General features: G+C 63.7%; 20 protein-coding genes, 1 tRNA gene, 2 rRNA genes and 2 pseudogenes (1 of these 25 cut by a window edge). 7 read left to right on the top strand and 18 right to left on the bottom strand.

What is annotated here, in order from left to right:
• The first annotated feature begins 21 nt into the window (after nucleotides 1-21).
• Both ACYQ4W_RS15485 and ACYQ4W_RS15480 read left to right on the top strand, forming a co-directional pair.
• Entirely contained in the window at nucleotides 22-1,206 is a 1,185-nt protein-coding gene (locus ACYQ4W_RS15485) for an acyltransferase family protein (RefSeq protein WP_459858417.1), read from the top strand.
• A 193-nt stretch (nucleotides 1,207-1,399) separates the two neighbouring features.
• Entirely contained in the window at nucleotides 1,400-2,404 is a 1,005-nt protein-coding gene (locus tag ACYQ4W_RS15480; protein WP_459858414.1) for a hypothetical protein, read from the top strand.
• Between the two features lie 205 nt (nucleotides 2,405-2,609).
• On the opposite strand, the gene ACYQ4W_RS15475 is transcribed toward ACYQ4W_RS15480, so the two are convergent.
• The 13 genes and pseudogenes from ACYQ4W_RS15475 to ACYQ4W_RS15415 all read right to left on the bottom strand — a co-directional run bounded on the left by ACYQ4W_RS15475 (nucleotide 2,610) and on the right by ACYQ4W_RS15415 (nucleotide 15,711).
• Nucleotides 2,610-2,990, bottom strand: coding sequence for a SpoIIAA family protein (locus tag ACYQ4W_RS15475; RefSeq protein ID WP_459858412.1), 381 nt, complete (start codon nucleotides 2,988-2,990; stop codon nucleotides 2,610-2,612).
• Nucleotides 2,991-3,163: 173 nt separating this feature from the next.
• Nucleotides 3,164-3,559 carry a hypothetical protein gene (locus ACYQ4W_RS15470; protein WP_459858410.1) on the bottom strand — a complete coding sequence of 132 codons (396 nt, stop codon included), beginning with the start codon at nucleotides 3,557-3,559 and terminating at the stop codon, nucleotides 3,164-3,166.
• Nucleotides 3,560-4,053: 494 nt separating this feature from the next.
• The gene (locus ACYQ4W_RS15465; RefSeq protein ID WP_459858407.1) at nucleotides 4,054-4,308 is read right to left on the bottom strand and encodes a hypothetical protein; all 255 of its coding nucleotides are present in this window, start codon (nucleotides 4,306-4,308) and stop codon (nucleotides 4,054-4,056) included.
• Nucleotides 4,309-4,311: 3 nt separating this feature from the next.
• Nucleotides 4,312-4,377, bottom strand: a pseudogene (locus ACYQ4W_RS15460) (hypothetical protein); the annotation flags it as partial.
• Nucleotides 4,378-4,457: 80 nt separating this feature from the next.
• Nucleotides 4,458-4,844 (bottom strand): annotated as a pseudogene (locus ACYQ4W_RS15455) (adenylyl-sulfate kinase); the annotation flags it as partial.
• Nucleotides 4,845-5,092: 248 nt separating this feature from the next.
• Nucleotides 5,093-6,553, bottom strand: coding sequence for a sigma-54-dependent transcriptional regulator (locus ACYQ4W_RS15450; protein ID WP_459858404.1), 1,461 nt, complete (start codon nucleotides 6,551-6,553; stop codon nucleotides 5,093-5,095).
• 10 nt (nucleotides 6,554-6,563) lie between these two features.
• Complete coding sequence (locus ACYQ4W_RS15445; protein WP_459858401.1) at nucleotides 6,564-9,809, bottom strand: ATP-binding protein; 3,246 nt, start codon at nucleotides 9,807-9,809, stop codon at nucleotides 6,564-6,566.
• 506 nt (nucleotides 9,810-10,315) lie between these two features.
• The gene (locus ACYQ4W_RS15440) at nucleotides 10,316-10,801 is read right to left on the bottom strand and encodes a double zinc ribbon domain-containing protein (RefSeq protein ID WP_459858399.1); all 486 of its coding nucleotides are present in this window, start codon (nucleotides 10,799-10,801) and stop codon (nucleotides 10,316-10,318) included.
• A gap of 347 nt (nucleotides 10,802-11,148) precedes the next feature.
• Nucleotides 11,149-12,159, bottom strand: coding sequence for an urea transporter (locus ACYQ4W_RS15435; RefSeq protein WP_459858396.1), 1,011 nt, complete (start codon nucleotides 12,157-12,159; stop codon nucleotides 11,149-11,151).
• 34 nt (nucleotides 12,160-12,193) lie between these two features.
• Nucleotides 12,194-12,427 carry an FmdB family zinc ribbon protein gene (locus tag ACYQ4W_RS15430; RefSeq protein WP_459858394.1) on the bottom strand — a complete coding sequence of 78 codons (234 nt, stop codon included), beginning with the start codon at nucleotides 12,425-12,427 and terminating at the stop codon, nucleotides 12,194-12,196.
• Nucleotides 12,428-12,770: 343 nt separating this feature from the next.
• Nucleotides 12,771-14,045: an L-lactate MFS transporter gene (locus ACYQ4W_RS15425; RefSeq protein WP_459858391.1), complete on the bottom strand. Its 1,275-nt coding sequence runs from the start codon at nucleotides 14,043-14,045 to the stop codon at nucleotides 12,771-12,773.
• A gap of 137 nt (nucleotides 14,046-14,182) precedes the next feature.
• Entirely contained in the window at nucleotides 14,183-15,187 is a 1,005-nt protein-coding gene (locus tag ACYQ4W_RS15420) for a formamidase (RefSeq protein WP_459858389.1), read from the bottom strand.
• A 437-nt stretch (nucleotides 15,188-15,624) separates the two neighbouring features.
• Nucleotides 15,625-15,711, bottom strand: a tRNA-Leu gene (locus ACYQ4W_RS15415).
• Between the two features lie 160 nt (nucleotides 15,712-15,871).
• On the opposite strand from ACYQ4W_RS15415, the gene ACYQ4W_RS15410 reads away from it, so the two are divergent.
• The 3 genes from ACYQ4W_RS15410 (at nucleotide 15,872) to ACYQ4W_RS15400 (ending at nucleotide 18,848) form a co-directional block, all read left to right on the top strand.
• Nucleotides 15,872-16,558: a DUF554 domain-containing protein gene (locus ACYQ4W_RS15410; protein WP_459858387.1), complete on the top strand. Its 687-nt coding sequence runs from the start codon at nucleotides 15,872-15,874 to the stop codon at nucleotides 16,556-16,558.
• Nucleotides 16,559-16,740: 182 nt separating this feature from the next.
• Nucleotides 16,741-17,202, top strand: a complete 462-nt coding sequence (locus ACYQ4W_RS15405; RefSeq protein WP_459858385.1) for a chemotaxis protein CheX — start codon at nucleotides 16,741-16,743, stop codon at nucleotides 17,200-17,202.
• A 38-nt stretch (nucleotides 17,203-17,240) separates the two neighbouring features.
• On the top strand, nucleotides 17,241-18,848 hold the full coding sequence (locus ACYQ4W_RS15400) for a HEAT repeat domain-containing protein (protein ID WP_459858383.1): 1,608 nt from the start codon (nucleotides 17,241-17,243) through the stop codon (nucleotides 18,846-18,848).
• Here the strand turns inward: ACYQ4W_RS15400 and ACYQ4W_RS15395 are convergent.
• Entirely contained in the window at nucleotides 18,845-19,723 is an 879-nt protein-coding gene (locus ACYQ4W_RS15395) for an esterase/lipase family protein (RefSeq protein WP_459858381.1), read from the bottom strand. The two genes, ACYQ4W_RS15400 and ACYQ4W_RS15395, sit on opposite strands and share 4 nt — an antisense overlap.
• 88 nt (nucleotides 19,724-19,811) lie before the next feature.
• On the opposite strand from ACYQ4W_RS15395, the gene ACYQ4W_RS15390 reads away from it, so the two are divergent.
• The gene (locus ACYQ4W_RS15390) at nucleotides 19,812-20,165 is read left to right on the top strand and encodes a tRNA-binding protein (RefSeq protein ID WP_459858379.1); all 354 of its coding nucleotides are present in this window, start codon (nucleotides 19,812-19,814) and stop codon (nucleotides 20,163-20,165) included.
• A gap of 8 nt (nucleotides 20,166-20,173) precedes the next feature.
• On the top strand, nucleotides 20,174-21,259 hold the full coding sequence (locus tag ACYQ4W_RS15385) for a DUF1786 domain-containing protein (RefSeq protein WP_459858377.1): 1,086 nt from the start codon (nucleotides 20,174-20,176) through the stop codon (nucleotides 21,257-21,259).
• Here the strand turns inward: ACYQ4W_RS15385 and ACYQ4W_RS15380 are convergent.
• The 4 genes from ACYQ4W_RS15380 to ACYQ4W_RS15365 all read right to left on the bottom strand — a co-directional run.
• Nucleotides 21,256-21,813: a hypothetical protein gene (locus tag ACYQ4W_RS15380; protein ID WP_459858375.1), complete on the bottom strand. Its 558-nt coding sequence runs from the start codon at nucleotides 21,811-21,813 to the stop codon at nucleotides 21,256-21,258. The genes ACYQ4W_RS15385 and ACYQ4W_RS15380 overlap by 4 nt on opposite strands.
• A 39-nt stretch (nucleotides 21,814-21,852) precedes the next feature.
• Complete coding sequence (locus ACYQ4W_RS15375; protein ID WP_459858372.1) at nucleotides 21,853-22,998, bottom strand: ATP-binding protein; 1,146 nt, start codon at nucleotides 22,996-22,998, stop codon at nucleotides 21,853-21,855.
• A 167-nt stretch (nucleotides 22,999-23,165) separates the two neighbouring features.
• Nucleotides 23,166-23,280: ribosomal RNA gene (gene rrf, locus ACYQ4W_RS15370) — 5S ribosomal RNA — on the bottom strand.
• A gap of 41 nt (nucleotides 23,281-23,321) precedes the next feature.
• A 23S ribosomal RNA gene (locus ACYQ4W_RS15365) occupies nucleotides 23,322-24,058 on the bottom strand (it continues 2,203 nt past the right edge of the window).

Raw genomic sequence — 24,058 nt, 5'->3', positions numbered from 1 at the left:
GCAGACCACAGGAGCAATGCCGTGAGCGCCCCGCAGAAACCGCGTCTGGCCTACATCGATAATGTGCGCATCTTCCTCTCCATGCTGGTGGTGGCGCACCACGCGGGCCAGCCCTATGGCAGCGACGGCTGGTGGCTGTTCCAGTCGCCCCTGCGCTCCAACTGGATCTTTTTGTTCTTCGGCGTCAACGAGGCCTTCTTCATGGGCCTGTTCTTCCTCATGGCCGGCTACTTCCATCCCGGCAGCCTCGACCGCAAAGGCCCGCTGCGCTTCGCCCTCGACAGGCTGTGGCGCTTCGGCGTGCCCATCGTGGTCATGGTGCTGGGCATCACCCCGGTGTTCATCTACTTCCACGAGGTGCTCTTCAAACACCTGCCGGAGTGCGGCTACTGGAGCTTCTACACCGGGGCCTATCTGGGCATCCTCGACCGGCCCCTGGGCTGGCCCGGCGATCCCGGCATCCACCTCGAATTCGTGCACCTCTGGTTCATCCAGAACCTGTTCATCTACGGCTGCCTGTACGCCCTGTACCGCGCCTTCATGGGCAACCGCGACACCAAGCCCGCTGTCACGCCCACGGAGCCCATCGCTCCCGCCACGGCGCACATGGCGCTCATCGGCCTGGTGCTCTGGCTCTTCGTCACAACGTTTCTCATCCGCATCTGGAAGAGCGTGGACGACTGGAAGGTGCTGCTGGCCATTTGGGAGATCGAGTTCGCCCACGTGCCGCAGTATGTCACCATGTTCACCCTGGGCATAGTTGCCGCGCGCCGCAACTGGTTCCAGCGCTTTCCCGCCCGCGTCGGCTGGATCTGGCTGGGCGTCGGCCTGGCCTGCGTGGCCATGTGGATGTCGCGGGGGCTCGGGGTCAACATCCCCATCTGGATCGGCGGATTGAGCATTGCCGCGGCCAACCGCGCCCTGTGGGAGAGCGTGCTCTGCGTGGCCTTCTGCGCCGGCCTGCTCACCCTCACGCGGGAGCGCTTCCCCAGCCAGTCGAAGTTCGCCAAGGCCCTGTCCGACAGCTCCTTCGCGGTCTACATCTTCCACGTGCCCGTGGTGACGCTCATCCAGTACGCCCTGGCGGACTCCGGCCTGGGCGCCATGCCCCAGTTCCTGATCGTCTCGGTGCTGGGCATCGTCATCACCTTCCCGCTGGCGCACTTTGTGCTGCGCCGGCTGCCCCTGCTGGGCAAGGCCCTGTAGCCCGCAGCAACGCGGCCGATCCGTTCAGCCGACGTCTCACGATCAAGTCCGGCGACAAAAACGTAGCTCCACCTGCGTTTTTGTCGCCGTTTTCTGTAGAAGCAGAGACGATTGCGGACGCAACCTGTTGGAATCACTGTTCTCACTTCCTGGCCCTGTTCTTGCTGCCTCCCCGTCAAACCAGGGGAGGCCCATGAACACGCCGAACAAGCCGGAGATTTTGAGCACGTCGGTCCGCTTGAGCACGCCGGAAGCCGTGGCCACGCGCTACGGCGCCATTGCCAGCGCTGGCTACGTGGAGCACTTCGCCGACGGCGGCGTCATGTCCTGCACGCCCGCGGCCGAGACCCTTCTTGAAACGCCCTACGGCCCCCTTATTCCACAATTCACCACCGACGACCTGCGCCGCCGCACCGTGCAGGCCGTGTCCTTCCATCCCACGGGCGCGCTGCGCGCCCTGCCCCTGGAGCGGCCCACGGTCATCAACACACCCGCCGGCCCGCTCAAGGTGGAGCTCGCGACCTTTCACCCCGACGGCTCGCTGTGCCGCGCCTTTCCCTTGAACGGCAAGCTCTCCGGCTACTGGACCCAGGACGACGAGGGCCGCCTGGCCGAGCCGGTGCGCTTCGCCACCCCCCTGGGCATGCTCGAAAAGCGCATCATCTGCCTGTATTTCGATCCCGCCGGGAACCTGCTGAGCCTGACCCTGTGGCCCGGCGACACCTTGAGCGTGCCCACGCCCCTGGGACCCCTCACCGCGCGGGTGGGCGTGGCCTTCCGCCAGGATGGCGGCCTGCGGTCGCTGGAGCCGGCCAAGCCGCAGCCCGTGCAGACCCCGGCCGGGCGCATTCAGGCTTATGACCTGGACGCCGTGGGCATCAGCGGCGACCGGAACTCCCTGGCCTTCTGGCCCGACGGATCCGTGAAGCGCGTGAGCACCAACCTTTCGCGGGTCGTCGCCAGAAGCGCGGACGGCCGCACCCAGACCTTCAGCCCGGAATTGCGCGACAGCCTCTGCGGCGACGGAGACCACGAGATCGTGCCCATGCAGCTTGAGTTCGACGCCGAAGCCACGCGCATACGCAACCGGCCCACCCAAGCCTGGACCGTGCTGCCGCGCACCACCTGGGCGTTGAACGCCGAGCCCTTTGTGGCGCAGTTCGCCACGCCCTTTGGCCGCATGAGCTGCTCCTGCTAGGCGCGGAAGTGAAAACGCACGACCGGCGCGAGAGCGGCGGCGGTGCGCAAGGCGACGGTTCAGCCGTGAGGCGTGTCCAACTTGGCAAACATGGAAGGACGCATGCGGCGCGGGGTGCGGCAAGACGGCTGCGCGCCCTTTCGGCATAGGCGCAAAACGATGCATGGGTGAGAAAAGCGGTCTGAAGGCAGGCCCGGACGCTGCGCTAGCTGCCCGACAGCAGCCAGTCCAAGGCCTCGGACTCGTCGGTGAACAAGCGGAAGCTCCGTCCCCGGCTTTGCATCAGGCTTTCGAAGAAGCGCCCTGCCACCAAATGCTCAGGCAGATCGACAACAGCGGTGCGCACCGCTTCCGGCTCCTCGGGAAAGGCGAGGCTCGCGTATTCGAAAGCAGCAGGAATGCCGAGCCGCTGTCCTATGCCCCTGATATCGACCAGATACCGAGTATGCCCGGACCCGCGCGACAGAACATGCAGGCGTGCGTGCATGTCAACGGCATCCGGCAGGTGCTGCGGAAAATCGCCAGAAAGCGTCACGCGCAAATAGCCCTCGGCCTCGCGGATCTCGACGCTGATCGTTTTCGCCATATCCCCCACTTCGAGCGGCAGCTTGGAACGGGCCGCGAAGACGCACCACGATACGTGCAGAAGTTATCGCACCAGCCGACCTGGCGCAAGGCGCATAAAGCCGCGGGGCCAGGAGCAGGGCCGCGGTCTGGCGGAACAGGCATCGTCGCGCAGGACGGAAGCTTGGTCGTTGCCTAGGAATTCTCGGAGAGCAGCCACACCAGGGCTTCATCCTCATCCTGGAACAGGCGGAAGATGCGCCCCCGACTCTGGGCCAGGTTCTCGAAGAACCGCGCTCCCACAAAGTGCTCCGGAAGCTCGATGACGGCGGTGCGGCTGTGGTCCGGCTTGTCCGGGTAGGCCAGGGTGATGTACTCGAAGATGGCCGGGATGCTCATGCGGTTGCTGGCAGCGCGCACATCGATAAGGAAACGGGAATGGCTTGAAGTGGAGGCCACTGCGGAAAACCGGGCGTACGTGTCGATGGCCTCGGGAATCCGCAGTGGGAATTCTCCGGACACATTGATGCGCAGAAACCCATCGCCCTCGCAGGTCTCAAGCTCAAGCCCCACCATGCCCTCCCTGTGCATACAAATTAATCGATATGCGTTGTGTGCATCAGCTCTTGCAGCATGCGATACAACAAGGCGAGTGAAGCACTACCCTGGGTTGCAATTCAGTGCAAGTTAATCGCCTACATCTATGGCGAGGTATTGTTTGCCGATACACAATCGTGGTTCATCGTGGTGCGGCAGCAGACAGGAGGCTCGTGGAGAACAACACACAAGGCTTTGCAGGGTGCGGCAGCATCCGCCAATATCGACAGCCGGTTTGCCGGAAGAAAGCAAGAAGAGGCGACGTCGCTGCAATGGACGGCGTCGGCCCTCACGAGCACCTGCGAGTCAATCAATGATCAGAATGGGCAACAGTTGGGCAGCAGCATGGACCAGCGGCAGTGGCAGGTTGGGGCAATGCGAGGAAGAGCGATCGGGTCAGTGCAGCCGGCTGGCCCCGACCCGATCTGGAGGCCCAAAAAAAGAGGGGTCGCCCCCCTCTCTAATTGATGCCGAAGCATCGCGTCTTCTTAGAAGTCGTAGCGGAGAGTAAGCATGCCGCCAACCTTGTCCAGGTTCTCGCGAATACCGTGGGTACCGGTCAGACCCAGCTGGAAGCTGTTGTTGATGCTGTAGTTGAAGCCGAGGTCAAAATCAGTGCCCCACATGTCGGTATTGCTGCCAGACTTGATGAAGTCCTGCATGTAGGTCACGCCGACGTAAGGCTTGAAGGCGCCCATGTCGTACATGCCGCGCACGCCCAGGTTGCCCTGCCACGTGTCCACGCCGGTGTAGCCCGGCAGGCCGCCTTGCCTGGCCTTGCGGTAGTTGTGCTTGGGGTCGCGCTCGATGCAGACGGCGAGGGGTCAGCGGAGATAAATCTCGTGGTACAGGCCACCCAGGCGCTCGCGCAGTTGCACGCGCAGTCGTCATAGGGCGTGATGAACGCGCACAGGCAGATGTGGTTTTGCATGGCCGCAAGCCGGGCCACTTCCGCGGCGCGGCGGATGTTCTCGTGCCGGTCCTCGGCGCTGTAGCCCCGGTCGGCGCAGAGCCCCGCCCGCATCTGATCTCCGTCCAGGACGAGGCAGCTGCGCCCGGCGGCGGCAAGACGCTCCGCAACCGCGAGGCTGAGGGTCGTTTTGCCGGACCCGGAAAGACCGATGAGCCAGTAGATTCCGATGCCTGACCGATTCAAAGCGCGCTCCTGGGGAAAGGCCTGCAAGAAAGATCGCAAGGGTGTCGGCAATGGCCCGTCATTGCTCCGGCCGCCGGCATCGCAACAGCCCTGCTCCGCCACGGCTTCAATCCGCGGCTCCATGCCGCTTCATGAACCGAAACACGCCGGTGGTCAAGAAACGCCGGAGGTTGGCGCTGGAGGAAGAGAACCAGCACGTGAGGCGGCGGTGCAGACCGCGGAGGAGAAAATATGGCCTGGAGGCCCGCAGCCAATTCATGCACCCGACCCGACAACCTGGCGGAGCGGCGCGCCGTCCCTGGCGGCGGAGCGAAAGCCGACTGCCGCGCCAGGGCTGGCTCAGGCCCAGGTTGCGGCCGCGCCGCGGCAGCCTACGAAACCGGGCGCGCTTCGGCTCCCTTGCGGCTCAGCTTCTTCAGTTTCGAGCTCAGCGCCTGCTGCGAGATTCCGAGCAGGCTGGCCGCGACGGTCTGGTTGCCCCCGGACACCTGCAAGGCCGTCCGCACAAGAAGAGACGAGACTTTTTGAATGGCCACCTTCAACTGCGGCAGGTTGTCCGCGCTGAATTCCAAATTGTCGAGGGCGCTGGCCGGACGCTGCTCCTCGCGCCGGCAGTCCTCGCCGCCCTCCTGGACGATGTAGTTCCGGAACGACGCCGACGACAGCATGTGCGTGGTGTGGTTCATGAGTGCGTCCGAGACCATGCCGCGCAGTTCGCGGACATTGCCCGGAAACGGATAGGTCTTCAGCAGGTTGATCAGCTCCGGGTGGTACGAGGGCCGCTTGCGCGAAAGCTCCTTGGCGTCCGTGTCGAGAAAATGGTCGAGCAGCCAGGCGATGTCCGCCGGGCGCTCCCGCAGCGGCGGAATGTGTATCTGGTGGGTGACGAGCCGATAGTACAAGTCGTCGCGGAAAAGCCCCTTGCGCCGCAGCTCGACAAGATTCTTGAGCGTCGAGGCCACGATGCGCACATTGGCCTTCTTCATCGAGTCCGAGCCGACGGGGAAGTATTCCTTCTCCTGCAGCAGGCGCAAAAGCTTGACCTGCGACAGCGCGGGCAGGTCGCCTATCTCGTCCAGAAACAGCGTGCCGCCCGCCGCCTTCTCCACCAGGCCGGGCCGCGTGCTGTCCGCGCCGGTGAAGGCTCCGCGCACATGCCCGAAAAGCGTGTCGGCGAACACGGGATCGTCGAAGGCCGCGATGTTGACCCCAACGAACTCGCCCTTGCGTCCGCTGAGCTGATGGATGGCCCTGGCCACAAGCTCCTTTCCCGTGCCGGTCTCCCCGGTTATCAGGATGGGCTTGGTGCTTGGCGCCACGGCCTCGCAGTACTTGAAGATGCCGAGCATCTTCGCGTCCTGGGTGACGATGTCGGCGAAGACCTCGGGACGGCGCACCCCGCCCTCCAAGAGCGATTTGCTCAGAAGAGCGTTTTCGCGCTCCAGCTCGCGCATCTCCAGGGCCTTGCGCACCCGGTTCTGCAGGTGGTCCTTGTCCACCGGCTTGAGGATGTAGTCGTTGGCCCCGTGGCGTATGCAGTCCACCACGGACTCGATGTCGTTCACCGCGGTGATGATGAGTATGGGCACCTCCGGGTGGCCGCGGCGAATCTCCTCAAGAAGCTCCGCGCCGCTCACGTAGGGCATGATGAGGTCCAAAAGGATGAGCTCGGCCTCGTGCTGGGCCAGAAACGGCATGACCTTGCGGCTGTCGTCCATGGCCACGATGTTGGTGTAGCCGGATGAGACGAGGGCGATCTCGAACCCGTCCAGGGCGGCGCGTTCGTCGTCCACAATGAGAATGGGGCGCGCGGGGAAAGCACTTCGGTTCATGAACGACTCCTCATGGGTTGGGAGGGGAAACCGGCTCCGGCACATGGAACGTCAGCTTCACGCGGGTTCCCTTGCCTGGCTCGGAAAAGAACTCCATTTCACCGCCGTGCTCCTTCATGATGCCGGCGGAGACCGACAAGCCCAGCCCGGTTCCGCCATGCTCGCGCTTGGTGGTGAAGAACGGGTCGCAGATGTTCGGCAGCTGTTCCGGGGCAATGCCCTGTCCCTGGTCCTCTATCTCGAAGTTGACGAGGCCCTCGCCCGCGTATGTCCGCATGTGGATGCCCTGCCGCCGGTTCTGCAAGGCCTGGTAGGCGTTCTGGATCAGGTTGACGAGGATCTGCTCGATGCGCCGCCGGTCGCCGCGGAATGCGGGCAGGTTGTCGCCCATGGCCACGGTCAGCTTGTTGGTCGCCTTGTTCAAGGGGGTGGCCAGCAGTTCCAGCGCGGAGCTCAAGGCCTGGTTGATGTCCACATGGCCGCCCATGTCCAGGGGGCTTTGGCGCGCGTAGTCCTTGAGGTTGCAGATGATCGTGGAGACCCGCTCCGCTCCCTGGTGGATGCCGTTCAGCAGCTTGGGAATGCTTGCCCGCGCGAAGGGAAAGGGCATTCCGGCGAGCCACAGCTCGCGCCTCTCGCTCTCCCGGTCGAGAATGGGCAGCAGGTCCTTCCACACGGACTCCAGCATGCCGATGTTCAACCGTATGAAGCTGGAGGGGTTGTTGATCTCGTGCGCAACGCCGGAGACAAGAATGCCCAGCGAAGCCATCTTGTCCGCCTGGCGTATGGATTCGAAGCTGCGCTCCAGCTCCGCGGTGCGCAGGCGAACCTGCGTCTCCAGATTCTCGTTGAGCTCCTTGAGCCGCTCCTCGCTTTGCCGCAGCTTGGCCACGGCCATCTTGCGCTCGCTGATGTCGTCGATCAGCCAGATGGTGCCCTGGTCCACGCAATGGGGGTTCACCGCGCTGATGGACAGGATGCACCAGTGCATTTTGTCCGGGGCAAGAATGACGGGCAGCTCGATGCAGAACTTGCCGCCGTTGCTCTGGGCCTTCTGCACTTCCTCCATGATGTCTGGCCGTATTCCCGTCTTGTTCAAAAACCAGGCAAGGGCGACGCCCCCGTCCGATTCCCTTTCCGGGCGCATGCCGCACAGCCACAAGAAGCGGTTGTTGCTCCAAACGAGCTGGCTCTCCTTCACGTAGGCGATGCCGATGGAGGCGTTCTCCAGAATGAGCCGCTGCTGGCTGCCGGTTTCGGCCAAGGCCGCGCTGACGGCCTCTCGTCTTTGGACTTCCTCGTTCAGCTCCTGGATGTGCTTGTCCAGTTCGTCCTCGGCCAGCAGGCGGCTTTCCTGAATGAACGAGAACCACCAGACCCAGATGCCGGTGATGAGCATGGAGAAGATGAAGATCGTGGTGAATTCTTCCGCCAGGCGCGAAACGCCGAGGCCTGTGCGAGAGAAATAGGCGTAGCAGAGGGCGAAGATGAGCGCCTGGGCGCACAGGATGTTGAAAAAGTGCACGCAGAATATCTTGGCCCGCCGGCTGAGGTAGGGGACGGTGAAGATCCCGTTCCCGTCCCCGGCGATGCGGCTGCGCCAGCTTCTGCCCTTTGAGGACTTTTTGCAGAACCCGTTGCAGATGTTGTCCAGCGAGCAGCACAGCGAGCAGACGTGCTCGTCGTAGGCCGGGCAGAACACCATGTCGCTGGCCTCATACGCCTTGCCGCAGGTGGTGCAGGTGATGAGCGCGTCGGAGCCCACGGGGGGAATCTTGCGCGCCAGGTAGTACTTGCCCTTTGTGACCAGGGCGATGCCAACCGCCGTCGGCACGGACACGCCCAGGGCGATGAGCGGGGCAAAGGCCTCCGGTGCGGGGCCGAACACGCCCAGGTAGCACAGAAAGGCCGCGCCCGAGGAGAACAGCATGGCCCCGAAGCCCACGGGATTGACGTTGTAGAGGTTGGCCCGCTTGTATTCGATGTGCGGCGGGCTGATGCCCAGGGGCTTCAGGATGGCCAGATCGGCGAAGATGGCCCCCACCCAGGCGACGGCGAACATGGCGTAGACCATGAGCACGGAGTGCAGGATGTAGAACACGCCGAACTGCATGAGCAAAACGGAGATGGTGACGTTGAAGACGAGCCACAGCGCCCGCCCCGGGTGGCTGTGCGAAATGCGGGAGAAGAAGTTCGACCAGGCCAGGGACCCCGCGTAGGCGTTGGTCACGTTGATCTTCACCTGACAGACCACCACGAACACGGTGGTCACCGCCAGGGCCAGGCCGCTGGAGCTAAACATGCTGGCGAAGCCGTTGAGGTAGAGGTTGAAGGGATCCAGGGCGTCCTTCAAGGCGCCCCCGGCCCCGCGGACGAACAGCACGGCCAGGAAAGACCCGCACAACAGCTTCACCGCGCCGAGGACGATCCAGCCGGGGCCCGCGGCGGCCATGGAAAGCCACCACGACACGCGGTTGGCCGGGGTCTTGTTCGGCAAAAATCGCAGATAGTCGACCTGCTCGCCTATCTGCGGCACGAGGGAGAACAGCACGGAAAGCGCGCCGCCGAAAAGCAGGGGATCAAAGGCCCCCGCCCTGCCGTCGTGCCCCGCATAGGCGGTCCAAGAGCCCAGGGCGCTGGAGTCGGTGCTCAAGATATAGGTGAAGAGCAGCACGGAGAGGATGATCCAGATGGGCTGGGTGTACAGTTGCAGCTTGTTGATGAAGGTGATGCCGTAAAACACCAGGGGAATGATGACGACGGAGCTGACCAGGTAGCCCATGGACAGCGGAATGCCCAGCCCCACCTCCAGGGCCTTGGCCATTATGGCCGCCTCGATGGCGAAGTAGATGATGGTATAGGAAGCGTAGACCAGGGAGGTCACCGTGGAGCCGAAATAGCCGAACCCCGCGCCCCGGGTGAGGAGGTCTATGTCGACGTTGTAGCGGGAGGCGTAATAGGCGATGGGCAGCCCGGTGGCCATGATGATGACCGACACGCAGAGGATGGCCAGGCTGGAGTTGATGAACCCGTTGTTGAGGACGAGCAGCGCGCCGATGGCCTCCAGCGCCAGAAAGGTGATGCCGCCCAGGGCCGTGTTGGCGAGCAGCCAGCAGGGCCAGTGCCGAAAAGATTTGGCCGCGCTGCGCAGCGAGTAGTCTTCAATGGCCTCGTTGGTGACAAACGCGTTGTAGTTCCGTCTTCTCTTCAGAACCTTTATGGAAAGGTTCATCGCGTCCGAAAGCTGGTTTTTCATATCCATCGAGCGCCTACGCGGGCTGTCTCGCCCCTGCTTCGTGGACCCGTCTCCAGGGCTGATGCACGTGCTCTTCCGCAAAGCTGTTCAGCAAGAAGCTTCATGGCGCATGGACCGGGGGCTCTTTCCCTGGGATTCTTGTCCTTGCGAAAAACGCCGGCAAAACCGGGCCATCGTCAGTCGGCCCAGACCGCCGGGAGGCGAGGCGAGCCCGCTTCCCCTGCGCGGGCCGGACGGGACGGAAACAACGCTTCGGCAATATGCACATTCCACTACTAACCCTCTGTCACGATAAGTAATTTTTTAGTATCACAGGCGCAATTTGTAAACACCCGGACGTGCCGGACGCTTCCGAAATCCGCACAATTCCAAGCGGGTCCGACAGCCCCACCCGGCACGCCCGGCTGACACGCCCGGCCAACATAAGGCACGGCTTCGCTGCGCCCCGGCGCAGAGCCCGGCGCAGCGCCCGGTCAGCGCCCGGTCAGCGCCCGGTTAGCGCATGGTCAGCGGATGGCGGTCGCCAGGTACTTCTTGCGGCACGCGGGCGAGCAAAAGTCGAGCTCGGCTCCCGTGTCGGACGAATACTCGCGCGAGCCCCCGCCGCCCAAGGTCGGGTTTTCGACCACGAAGCGGCTCCCGCACTGGTCGCACACCTTGATGTACACCTCGATCAGGCAGCGCAGGCACTGGTCCGAGCAGATGGGCACCTCCTTGCAGCCTTTCTCGGGCACGGCGACCGGGCGGCCGCAGATGTGGCAGGGCTTGTCCGCGGGCGGGTTCAGCAATTCCGCCCCGCAGGCCGGGCAAAACCGCTGCGGCGGGTTCCCGATGGGCTTGCCGCACTGCGGGCAAGTGATGCGCAGCTGCGTGCCGCAATAGGGGCAGGTGCGGTTCGCCGAGATTTCTCCCTGCTCGATGTACGGAGACTGGTCCTGCTCCTCGTGGGAGCACTGGGGATTGGGGCAATAGGCGTAATGCGGATTGTTCATGTTTACCTCACGGCAGAGAGTTGAACGGTCACATGCAGCCCGACGCGGCGCTGCTGGCTGGTCTCAGCGAATGGCGTGCCAAACCGAGCCGCACGGACATCATGCTGCAATCACACAATATATTCTCGCAAATGCTCGGTCCTGCGCGGAACAAGTCCCACAACTGTTTTTGTGGCTTGGCGCGGAAAGGCGCAGGCAGGCCGCTTCCCGCAGGCGCGGGGGAAAACAGCGACAACAAAGCTTGTGGGACTTTCCCCGTGCGCAAAGAGGGGGCGGAGAACCGGGGCATCACGTCGGTTCTCCGCCCTTATGGCCGCTGCGAGGGAAAGCGCGGCTCTTTCAGGATGTCACAGTGACGGCACAAGGCTCTTGAGGTTGTCCTCCGGGGTGCCAGCCTTGTCGATGGGAACCGGGGAGATGTTGCGGAACAGGGCCCCGGCGAAGAGGAACAGCCAGGTTATGGCGATAAACGGCCAGGTCAGCCCCGGCATGCCGATGGGGGAAAGCAGCACGGAGAAGGCTCCGGTGGCGATGGCTCCCAGAACCATGCAGCCCAGGGCGTAGAAGAACGTGCGCACGTTGAGGTAGAAGAAGATGCCGCCCATGGCGATGCCGCACAGGACGGAGTTGAAGCCGTAAAGGCCCAGGCGCACAGGCGCCTCGGGCGACTGCATGACCAGGGCGGCCAGCAGCCCGACCAGGGAGCCGATGACGGCGAACAGGGCCGAGATGCGCGAGTTCACAAAGATGGCCACCACGAAGATGATCCCCGTGACCACGTTGTCTTGGAACATGACCTCGCCGACGCCCTTGCACGCGCCCTCCCAGAAGGTGGCGCCGGTCACGGTGCCCAGGTCCGTCAGCCCGGCCAGGCTGGGCAGGGCCGGAACGATGAGCGCGCCGGGCTGGAACAGGGCGAACTTGTACACGCAGAACATGAGGATCCAGGTCGCCAGCACAAAGGGCGCGGTCAGCGCCGGCACGCCCCATCTGCCCAAGAAGTTCAGCAGCGCCGACATGATGATGGTGGTGAAGGCGCCGTTCAAAACGACATAGGCCAGCATGTTCGGCTCAAAGGTGAAGAAGAACGGCAGGGCGATGCCCGCCAGCGTTCCGTTGAAGCCGAACAGGCCGGACCGCACGAGGGCCTTGTCCACCCCGAGCAGCTGCGCCGTCAGCGTGGCGGCCATGGTGCCCAGCACCGCGCACACGCCGAGCGTTATGGAGTTGTAGAAGATTCCGGCAAAGAACAGCAGGCCGGTGATGGGGTTGTTTTGAAACATGACCTGCCCGCAACCACGACACACGGAATCGAGGAACTCGATCACCGGATTTTGAAGAATTGCATTCTTGCTCATGTCGTTCCCTCTGGGGTTTGTGTGTTGTAAACCGCTACGAGACCGGCGCCTTCAGCTCGGCCTTCAACTGGTCCTTTTCCTTGGCCTTGGTGATTCCCTTGAGCATGTTGCTCTCCCAGTGGTCGGCATTGCGGTAGTGCGTCAGCGAGACGATGCGCGTCGTGTTTGGGGAATCGCAAAACGGGCACGGGCCGTGCGTATCGTTCTTGCTCGCAATGATCTCGAAGTCTTCGCGACAGTTTTCGCAGTGGAACTCGTAGATAGGCATATGGGCGCTCCTGGTTATCCGTTTGCTCTGGGGTAGCCATAACCATGCCACCCGGCGCGAAATCTCCAATCACCCGAAATAACAAACATACTGCACACAACTGGCCTGTTCTCGCCTGGCAGGCCCCACAACTCTTGTTGTGCCGAAGGGGCCTGCGGCCCGGTTTGGTTGTGGCGCCCCCGCCGCGCCCGGACATTCGCGGCCGCCGCGGGAACGGCCGCAGCCCCTCCGGAGAAGAAACAGAACGGCCCATTCAGGCGTGAATGAACCGTTCGTTGTTGAAGCGCTATTGCATCAATCCGCCGCGTTACAGGCTGGAATAAGGGCCCTTGCCAGCCGCGGACTATGACGACTCCTGGGCCGCCTGTTCCGCGAATATCCGCCGCCGCACATGGCTGAGGTCAAGGGACATCAGGCAGGACACGACGAAGGCGAAGGTGAGGAATCCTGCAAAGATATATAATGTTGTGGTGTAGCTTCCCGTCGCCTCCAGCACTCTGGTGACGATGGAAGGCCCCACCATGCCGGCTATGCCCCAGGCGGTGAGCTCATAGCCGTGGATGGTGCCGAGCTGCTTGGTGCCGAACATGTCGCCCAAGAAGGCCGGAAGCGTGGAGAAGCCGCCGCCGTAGCAGGTCAGGATGAGGAAGATGAGGCCCTGGAAGACGATGTGGTTTGTGGTGTGGGCCAGGGCAGTAAAGGCGCAGAGTCCAATAACGAAGAAGGCCATGAAGGTACGCGTGCGCCCCAGGTAGTCGGAGAGGCTGGCCCAGCCGATTCTGCCGCCGCCGTTGAACAGGCCCATGAGTCCGACCATGGTGGCCGCCTGCATCGGCGTGAGCCCGATGACCTCTTGGGCCATGGGCGAGGCCACGGAGATGAGGGCGATGCCGCAGGTGATGTTGATGAACAGCATGATCCACATGAGGTAGAAGCGGCGGGTGCGGATGGCCTCCGCCACGGTGAGCTGGGCCAGGTCGCGGCGAATGGTCTTTTGTCCGGCTGCGGCCTGCCCCTCGGCCGAGTAGCCGGGCGGCAGCCAGCCGGCGGGCGGCGGGGCTATGTACAGCGAGGATCCGTAGATGAGGCAGAAGTAGACGCTGCCCAGGACAAAGTACACTTTCCAGATGTCCATGAGCTGGAACAGCTTGGCCATGATGGGGCCGAAGACCATGGCCGCGAAGCCGAAGCCCATGATCGCCATGCCCGTGGCCAGGCCGCGCCTGTCCGGAAACCACTTCACCAGGGTCGACACCGGAGTGATGTACCCCACGCCCAGGCCTATGCCGCCGATGACGCCATAGCTGAGCAGGAACAAGGGCAGCGACCCGATCTTGACGGCGAGCCCGGAGCCCATGATGCCCGCGGTGTAGAAGATCGCGGCGAGACGGCCGGATTTCCGCGGGCCCATCTTTTCAACCGTGCGGCCCAGAAATGCGGCCGAAAAGCCGAGAAAGAGGATGGCGAGGCTGAAGGCCAGGGTGATGTCGCTCTTTTGCCAGCCATGGAGCTGGTTGAGCGGCAAGGTCATCACGCTGTATGCGTAGACGGAGCCAATCGATATGTGGATGCCCACGGCCGATGCGGCAATGAGCCAACGGTTTTTTTGTTTTTCCATGTTGGGCCCTCCTCTGTGGCCGTGTTGCGGGCTGCTGCCCCACGCGGGGTGCGGCCGGAGCCCAGGCCTGATTGCTTGGAGCAAAAAAGGCGGCCGTTGCCGGCCGCCTTTGCGAACCTACTTGTGCGTGACAGGGGCTAGAGACCGAAGCGGCCGCCGGTTGTGGGATAACCGTAGATCGAGCCGTCCTTGATCTTGATGTCCTTTTCCCAGGGCAGGTGGTACTCGCCCTTGGCGAAGTCCTTGACCCAGGTGTAGGGGCATTCCTTCACGCCGCCCGGCTTGGCCACGTAGCCGCGGGTGCCGACGTTGAAGATGTTGTTCTCAAGACCCCAGTCGGTGCGGGCCTGGTCGGCCATCTTGGGGAACACCTCGGCGGTGACGATTTCCCAGGGATTGCGATGCCCCTGGACCAGGGTCGTGCCGTCGAAGTTGCAGACCTGGCCTTCGCCGAAGTAGTAGAAGACGCCGTCGTAGCCGGCCAAGTTGACCGCCGCGGTGTACATCAGGTTGTGCCAGGCGTTGGAGCGGTTGGTCAGAATCCACTGCTCGTTGACCTGGGTGCTGTAGCCGGAGATGCGGATGTACACGTTGCAGCCCTTGTAGGCGGCTTCGCGGGCCTGCTCGGGGAACATGCCGTCGTGGCAGATGCACACCGACAGCTTGCTGCCGCCGGGGCCGTCGCACACGGGCTGGCCAAGGTCGCCGGGCATCCAGGGCTCAATGGGCACCCAGGGGTTCAGCTTGCGGTACTTCAGGGCAAGCTCGCCCTTGTTGTTGAAGATGACGGCCGTGTTGTACGGCATCTGGTTCTTGTTGGGGTTGCGCTCCATGAGGGAGAACACGCCCCAAATGTCGTTTTCCTTGCAGGTCTGGGCGTAACGCTGGAACAGAGGCTCCTCGACGTCCATCAGGAACTCGTCGGTGACCCACTTCTTGGTGTTCAGGCCCTGGCTGCTGTATTCCGGCCACACGATGAGATCCATGCCCGGATAACCAGCCTTGGTGGCTGCAGTGGCCGAACAGATGCGGTCGACACTGGCCTCGATTTCCTTTCTGGAGTTGATGATGGGGACGGGATACTGAACGAGTCCCATCAACATGCCTTCATGCGGCCGGCTCATGCTTCCGATGCTACCCATTGCGATACCTCCAATCGGTTTTGCGGTTAAATCCTGTTCGGTACTTGCCTGTGTGACTGGCCAGTCATCTTGGAACAGGGCTTAGCCACAAGCGTGCCACGGAGGGGCGCTCGCAACATTCTGATATTGCAAAACTATTTTGAGCGTGCCACAAGGCGCTTCACAAGCGCGGTTGTGGGCTTGCGGGGGCGGAGGCCGTGTGGATCGAGGCGGGCGGCAGTTGCGCGGGGGAAACAAGCGCGGTTGTGGATTCGGAAAAACCGAGACCACTTGAGGCGGCAGGGGGCGGCGGATGGTGAGCGAGGCGCGTGGAGCGCGCGGCTTTTGAGCGAGGAAGCGGCAGGCGGACTCGGGAACGCGGGGGGCTAATCCGCAGATCTGCCCCCCAAAAAAGCAGCGGCCCGCAGAAGTGTTCTGCAGGCCGCTATTTTCCGTTTTGGTACCGGGAGGGGGAATCGAACCCCCAAGGCGTTGCCACCGGTGGATTTTGAGTCCACTGCGTCTACCAATTCCGCCATCCCGGCACGTGAGCGGATTTCATAGGAGATGCCACTTCCCGTGTCAAGCCGCGCGGGACCCGGCGGCGGACAAAACCTGGCGGCGCGGCTTGCCAGGTGGGGGCTGCCGTGCTAGCCCTGGCCTCCCCGCAATGTGCCGCAAGGCGAAGAAAAAAGGATCGCGCCCATGGTCGTGCCCACCGGCTCACTCGTCAATGCCGCCGCCATCATCGCCGGAAGCCTGGCCGGAATGGCCCTGCACGGACGCTTTCCCGAGCGCTTCCGCCGCATCGTGTTCCAGGGCCTGGGGCTGTGCGTGCTGCTCATCGGCCTGCAAATGGCGCTCACTGTGAAAAATCCGCTGCTGCTCATCTTCTCCATATTGCTGGGCGGACTTTTGGGCGAACTGCTGCGCCTGGACACGGCCTTCGAGCGCCTGGGCGAACGCGCCAAGACGTGCCTGCGTTCCGGCAACCCGGACTTCACCGAGGGACTCATCACCGCCTCGCTCATTTTCTGCATCGGGGCCATGGCCATTGTGGGCAGCTTCGACGAAGGCATACGCGGCGACGCCACCGTGCTCTACACCAAGAGCATCCTCGACGGCTTCGCCTCCGTGGCGCTGGCCTCCACCTTCGGGTCCGGCGTGCTGTTCTCCTTTGTTCCGGTGCTGCTCTACCAGGGCGGGCTGACCATTTTCGCGGGCATGTTCCAGCAGCACTTCACGCCCATGGTCATCAGCCAGCTCACGGCCACCGGCGGGCTGCTCATCCTGGGCATAGGGCTCACACTGCTCGACATCAAGCGCGTGAATCTTTCGAACCTGCTGCCCTCGCTGGTGCTGGCGGTCGTGCTGGCGCTCGTCTTCGGCTAGCGGCGGCTACGCATCAGAAAGCAAAGCACTTGACCAAGGCCCCCATGGGCACGTACTACTTTTGTTGCACGCTCAAGCATTCCCGGCAGGCACACGCCTGCGCAGCACGCCTCCCGGCTGTGCCGTCATTTGACATTCGCGTGCGGCAAACCGGGATATGACCACGGAAGGAGACGACCCGCATGGATGTGGAATTGGCCAAGCCCTTCGTCAAGGCCGCCATGGATGTCATCGGCACCATGGCGTTCATTACTCCCCGTGCGGGGAAGCCTTTTGTCAAAAAGAACACCATCGCCACCGGCGACGTCACCGGGCTTGTGGGCCTCACGGGCGACGGCAAGCGCGGCAGCGTCTCCATCTCCTTCCAAAAATCCTGCGCCGTGGCCATGGTCAAGAACATGCTTGGCGACGACATTCAGGACATCATCCAGGACGTGAAGGACGCGGTGGGTGAAATAACCAACATGATTTCCGGGCAGGCCCGCGCCGGTCTGGCCGAAAAAGGCCTGGTGCTCCAGGGGTCCACGCCCACCGTAATCATGGGCGACAACCACAGCATCACGCACATCGCCAAGTCTCCCATCATGGCCATTCCCTTTGAGACCGATCAGGGGAATTTCACCATCGAGTTCTGCTTCGAGTAAGCAGCCCGCCCCCCACAAGCGCTGAAGAGGACTGTAGAATGGCCACGTTGGATGGGTTCCGCACCAAGGATTTCCTCGATCAGATCACCATCCTGAACGACATCGCCGGGAGCAAGGATCCAGCCCTGCTGCCCGCGCTGATAGATCTGTTCGAGCGTCCCACCGGCGATACCGGCGTGGACTACATGGTCGTGGGGGCGCTCAACGCGGTGCTCGGCACCAGCGAGTCCGCCGTGGACCTGGGCCTGACCAGCAGCCACGAATCCTTCCGCACCCTGTGCATCCGCACCGCCGGAGAATACGCCTTCGCCAGCGCGGCCGAGCCGCTTGCGCGCATGGCGGCGGAGGAGACCGACCCCGACCTCCTGGTGGAGATCCTGGCCTCGCTGGCCAAAATCCGCCCCGTCGGCGGCGCCGCGGTGTTCCGCAATTTCCTGAACCACCCAGATCCCATGCTCGCGGCCATGGCCATGGAGATGGCCGGCGTTTACGCCGACCCCCTGGCGCTGCCCGCTCTCATGGACACCGTGCAGGCAGCCGGCGCCGACGACCGCTTCGAGACCTGCGACATCACCACATGGAAGGCCATCGACGCCCTGGCGGCCATCGCCACGCCGGAGAGCCTCGCCTTTCTCGTGGGCTGCGTGCACCACAAAAACCCCACGGCCCGGCGCATCATCACCGACGCCCTGGTGCGCCTGGGCGAAGCCGCCCTGCCCTACCTTGAGCCCGTGTACACAAGCGGCGGCACCGACGACCGCATCCTGGCCTGCAACATCGCCGGGTTCATCGGCCAGCGCAAAGGGGCCGACGCATTGGTCCGCGCCTTCGATTCCGGCCATTTCACCGATCCCAACGTGCGCTACGCGGCCTTCGAGGCCCTGGGGCGCATCGGCACCCTGAAGGGCCTGGTGTGCCTGGTGGACGGCCTGGAGGAGAACGACGAGCTCATCCTCATGGCCGTGGTCACCGGGCTGGAGCGCCACGCCGCGCCCGGCGTGCTCAAGACCATTGCCGAGCGTATTTCCTCGGGCACGGACAACAGCCCGCGCATCGCCAAGGCCATCATCGCCTCGCGCGCGCTGCGGCTTTTCCAGGATCTGTACAAGGACGAGCTGGTGGCCTCGGTGCTCATGGGCGCCCTGCGCCAATCGCAGGACCAGACCGTGCTGGACGCCTTTGCCCACCGCCTGGAGCAGATGGGCACGGAGCGCTCCCGCGCCGACGCGGCCAGCCTGCCCAGGGCCAAGACCGCCACGCGCAAGGCCCTTGCCGCAGACGACTCCAAGTCCATGCTGGCCCTGTACCGCAGCATCCTGACGGACATGGGCTTTGAGCCCCTCTTGGCCGCAAACGGCCAGGAGGCATACGCCTTCATCGAAAGCGGCGAATTCGTGGATGTGGTCGTGACGGACATGAACATGCCCATCATGGACGGCGTGGAACTGGTGGGCAAACTGCGCGGCTCCCTCGGCTACGAGGACGTGCCCATCCTCATGGTCACCACGGAGTCCGAAAATTCCCAGCGCGACGTGGCCGCCAAGGCCGGCGTCACCGACTTCATCACCAAGCCCTTCAAGCCCGCGGCCATCAAGGCCACCCTGCTCAAGCTGCTCGAATCCCGGCCAGCCGCCTCCCTCGCCTAGGCTTCGTCCGTGCTTCTGGCGTCAAAAAACGCCAGGGCCTCGCGCGCGGCGGCCGTGCTGTACAAAAGCCCCACATGGCTCATGGGCGGCAGCGCCTGCTCGGTCCAGCCCGCGTTGCGCTCCCGCTCGTCCAAAAGCGCGCCGGAAAGCGGCAGCACCATGCCGTCCGTGGGCGTAAACAGGCTGAGGCCCGGAGCCGGGCAAACCGGCAGCGCCCGCAGCAGCCGCAGCGTGGAGCCGTTTGGCGCAAGACTGCGGGCCAGGCTGCCCACGCCGAGCATGCCCGCAAGGGTGCTGCCCTGGTGCGGCGAGCCCAAAGTCACCACGCCCGCCACGCGGCAGCCGCCGGCGGCAACGCGCGCATCGGCGCAGGCGGCGCGGATGACAAGCCCGCCCAGGCTGTGGCCCAGCAGCAGCACGCGCCTGTCCGGCGCATCGTGCCCGGCCTCGAGCAGAAGCCGCGCCAAGCCGTCGGCTATGTCCTCGAAAGTTAGCCCGAAGCTCGGATACCCGTAGCAGCGCAGGTTGAGGAACCCGGCCTGCCGCAGCCGCCGGCGCATGACGAACCAGGCCGCGGGGTTGTGGTACAGGCCGTGGACCAGGATCACGGCCGGTTTGCCGCCCTGCGCCGGACCGGAGCAGGAGAAGCCGAACAGCCGCCCCAGGGGCAGCGCCAGCACGGTGAGCCACAGGGTCCAGATGGAGTTCAGAAAGGCGCGGGCGAGCCCGAGGGCCAGCTTGCCGCCAAGCAAGGCGCGCTGGCGCTGGGATTCGCCGCTGCGGCGGTTTTCGACGTAGGCGAGGACGCCCGTGAGCGCGGGCACAAAGAGGATGACGGCGGCAAGCGCGGCCACGGCAACGGTCGAATCGCCCACAAATGCTCCTCCCTGCGGCGGCGCAACTTGCCTGCCCCCCCGCACATTGTGTAGCATGGGGAAAACAGCCTGTCATCACGGGAGATATATGGAACTGCCAGAGGCCTTGGCCAGCGTCAGCGTGGACGAATTCTTCCATCTCGACATCCGCGTGGGCACGGTGCTGCGCGCGGAGCCCTTCCCCGAGGCGAGGAAGCCCGCCTACAGGCTGTGGATCGACTTCGGCGCCCTCGGCGTGCGCCAGTCCAGCGCGCAGATAACCCAGCTGTACCAGCCCCAGGACCTTGTGGGCCGCCAGGTGGTGGCCGTGGTGAACTTTCCTCCGCGCAAGGTCGCGGGGTTCCGCTCCGAAGTGCTGGTTCTCGGCGCCGCCACAGACGCCGGCCACATCACCCTGCTCGCCCCGGACGCCAACGCGCCCGACGGCGCGCGCATCCATTGAGAGGTCCCATGTCCCTCGCCCCCATGCCCTTTGCCCGCGCGCCCAAAACCTCGCACTTCAAAGGCCCCATCCTCTGCCTCGACATCGGCTCCGGCACCCAGGACGTGCTGCTGTACTTTCCGGACCGGGAGATCGAAAATTGCTTCAAGCTGGTGCTGCCCGCTCCGGCCAAGGTGCTGGCCGGGCGCATCCGCGCTGCCACGGAGGCCGGACGAGCCGTGCATCTGCACGGCTGCAACATGGGCGGCGGGTTCCACTCGGCCATGAAGGCGCATTTGGCGGCTGGGCTCGGCTTCTCGTGCACGCGCGCGGCGGCCTTTTCCGTGGCCGACGATCTGGACGCCCTGGCCGCCAGCGGGGTCGCCATCCGCGAGGACTGCCCGGACGGTGCGCAGCCGCTTTTGGCCGTGGACTACGACCCGAAGTTCTGGGAGCGCGCCCTGGACGCCCTCGACCTGCCGCGTCCGGCCCTGGTCACGGCCTGCGCCCAGGACCACGGCTTCCACCCCGGGCAAAGCAACCGCCGCGGCCGCTTCGTCCTGTGGGAAAAGCTGCTGCACGAGGCGGACGGCCGACCGGAGAGCCTGCTGTACAAGGAGGTTCCGGCCTGCTTCACGCGGCTCATCGACCTGCAGAAGTCCATCGGCGGGGGGCCAGTGGCCGATACGGGCGCGGCCGCGGTGCTGGGCGCGCTGTTCGAGCCCTCCGTGCGGCGCCGCGCGGCCGCCAAGGGTGTCACCCTGGTCAACGTGGGCAACAGCCACACTGTGGCCTTTTTGGTGTATCAGGGCCGCGTCTGGGGGGTCTACGAGCACCATACGGGCCTCATCGAAGGTCCGCGTCTGTGGGAGCAGTTGGAGCGCTTCCGGCAAGGCGCGCTGGCCTTTGAGGAGATCTTCGACGACCGGGGGCACGGGGCCATGCATCTGCCCTTGCCGGCCGGGGCCGGGGGCTTTGCCGAGACCCTGGTCATAGGGCCGCGCAGAGGCATGCTCGAAGGCTACGCTGTGGAATTCCCCGCGCCCGGCGGCGACATGATGCTTACCGGGAGCTTGGGGCTTGTGGAGGGGCTGCGCCTGAACGGCGCGATTTAGCGGAAGCTGCGGTTGAAGAGTTCGGCAATGGCCTGGGACCCGGACTCCGTCAGGGAGCGGGTGCCGGTGCCGGTGAAGCGCTGACGGGTGATGCAGGGCATTCTGACCGGAGACCAGTTCGAGGTCTCCCAACGGAACCAGCCCAGGCGCTGCTGGTCGAACACGAAAAGCGGCTTGTTGCAGAGTTTGGCGAACTCCGCGCCCCAGCCCGTGCCGCCGCGCACGGTCATGTCTGGCAGAATCTCACCCACCACGAAGACCTCCTGTCCGGAGGCCACCTGCCAGCAGATGCTCTGCAGCAGGCTCTGGAAACTTTCCTGATCGCTGTGGCTGGGATAGTCGCGCCGCATGAGGCGCGTCACGTAGTGCACGCTCACGTCGCGCAGGGCCAGATCATCGGCCGAGAGCTCGCGCAGGCCGCGCTGGCGCGCAGGTTCGTGCCCCGCGAAGGTGAACGTCACCTCAGCCACCCCGTGCGCCTCCGCGGCAATGCCGAAGGCTTCCTCGGAACCGCGCGCCCCGCCACTGAACAGCGTTCTCTGAGACACTTCCATTACTTGCTCTCCTGATACAGCCGCATCGTTCGCCTATACTTACGCCGATTCGAGGCGCTTGGGAAGGCGCAAGGAAAAGGTGGTGCCATCGCCCTCCGCGGACGTGTAGCTGACGCCGCCGCCCAGGTAGCGCTCGGAGAGCAGAAGCATGCTGTAGGTGCCAAGGCCGCGGGTCTCGCCCTTGGTGCTGAAGCGGTGGTGGAAGATGTTCTCCTGCACGTGCAGTGGCATGGCCGCCCGGTTGTGCACGTGGAACTGCACGCTGTCGAATTCCTCGTGACAGGACAGCCGGACCACATCGCCGGGTTCGCCGGCCTCCAGAGCGTTTTTCAGCATATTGCCGAGCACTCGCTGGGCCAGGCGGCTGTCCGTCACCAGATCCACGGGCGGGCAGGTGGCGTCGATCGCAATGGTCTGGCCTTGGGCGATGGGCGAGGATTCGTACAGACCCTTGATCTGCGCAAGCACCTCTCGGGCGCTGACCGGGGAGAACTCGGGCTTGAGCTCGTTTGTCTCGGCCGCAAGCAGTTCGCGTTGGGCGATGATCTCGTCCACAAGGGTCTGGCTTGCGGAGTAGAGCACGTCGAGCTCCGACTCATGCCCGCCGCCGCCATTGGTCCGCAATACATCCACAAGGCCGTTGATGCCGCCGGCCAGGTTCAGCACGTCGTGGAAGAAGATATGCTCCATGCTGCGGCGCCGCGTTTCGTGTGAAATATCGGTGATGGCGAAGATGATGTACTGCTGGCCGTCAAAAACCAGGGGGGTGGCGTTGACATGCAGGTCGAGCCCTTCCAGCACGTTCTGCTCGCGGCGCAGCAGCTTGCATTCGCCCTCGGCAATGGCGCCGTTGATGGCGGACAGGATGGCGCGGACCGTGCCGCAATTGCGGCAATGCCGCGAAGTGCCGCAGCCGCCGGCACTGGCCGTGGCATTGACGCAGCCGAACGCCTCGCCCGGGCGCTCGCCCAGGACCTGTTCGACATCGGACTGTCCGAGGAAGTCGATGGCGGCCTTGTTGGCGAACACCACCTGCCGGTAGCAATTGAGCGCCATGATCATGGTCGGCAGGGTGTCGAAAAAGGCTCGGCAATGGGTGCCGACGAAGGTTTGGTATTGCGCAAGCACCACGTCGAGGGGGGCGCGCTCCGCCGGAGCAAAGGCGGTGGTCAGAGAATGGGGCATGGGGGTCAGACCTCTCTGGAAAACTTGTGTGTACCTAAAGCTCGCCGAGCAGACCGTCAACGGATGCACACTACGTAATCTAAGTCCGGCATGGTGGCATTGCGCTTTCACGCTGGCAAACGAGAAAAGGCCCGCTCTCATTTGAGAGCGGGCCTTTTGAAATTAAGTCTTGGCGGCGACCTACTTTCCCACGATTAGAACCGCAGTATCATCGGCGATGGCGGGCTTAACTTCCGAGTTCGGAATGGGATCGGGTGTACCCCCGCCTCCACGGCCACCAAGACAAATATATAAGTTAGATAGGGGAGAGAGGAGCTTTTTGAAATCAAAAGCCGCACGACTTATTAGTACTGGTTAGCTAAATGTGTCACCACACTTACACGCCCAGCCTATCAACCCGGTGGTCTACCGGGAGTCTTCAGCAGCCGAAGCTGAGGGAGAACTAATCTTGAGGCAGATTTCCCGCTTAGATGCTTTCAGCGGTTATTCCTTCCGAACTTAGCTACCCTGCAATGCCACTGGCGTGACAACAGGAACACCATAGGTTCGTCCACCCCGGTCCTCTCGTACTAGGGGCAGGCCCTCTTCAATTCTCCAACGCCCACGGAAGATAGGGACCAAACTGTCTCACGACGTTTTAAACCCAGCTCGCGTACCACTTTAAACGGCGAACAGCCGTACCCTTGGGACCTGCTTCAGCCCCAGGATGTGATGAGCCGACATCGAGGTGCCAAACCGCATCGTCGATGTGAACTCTTGGATGCGATCAGCCTGTTATCCCCGGCGTACCTTTTATCCTATGAGCGATGGCCCTTCCATGCGGGACCACCGGATCACTAAAACCGACTTTCGTCCCTGCTCGAGATGTCTCTCTCACAGTCAAGCTCCCTTATGCTTTTGCACTCAACGCCTGGTTTCCGATCAGGCTGAGGGAACCTTTGCAAGCCTCCGTTACTGTTTTGGAGGCGACCGCCCCAGTCAAACTACCCACCAGACACTGTCTTCCAACCGGATAACGGTGTGGAATTAGAATCTTAAACAAGCAAGGGTGGTATTTCAA

The sequence above is a fragment of the Humidesulfovibrio idahonensis genome, from assembly GCF_054657715.1.
The sequence above is the reverse complement of the archived record's forward strand: the minus strand, read 5'-3'. Positions and strand labels throughout refer to the sequence as shown.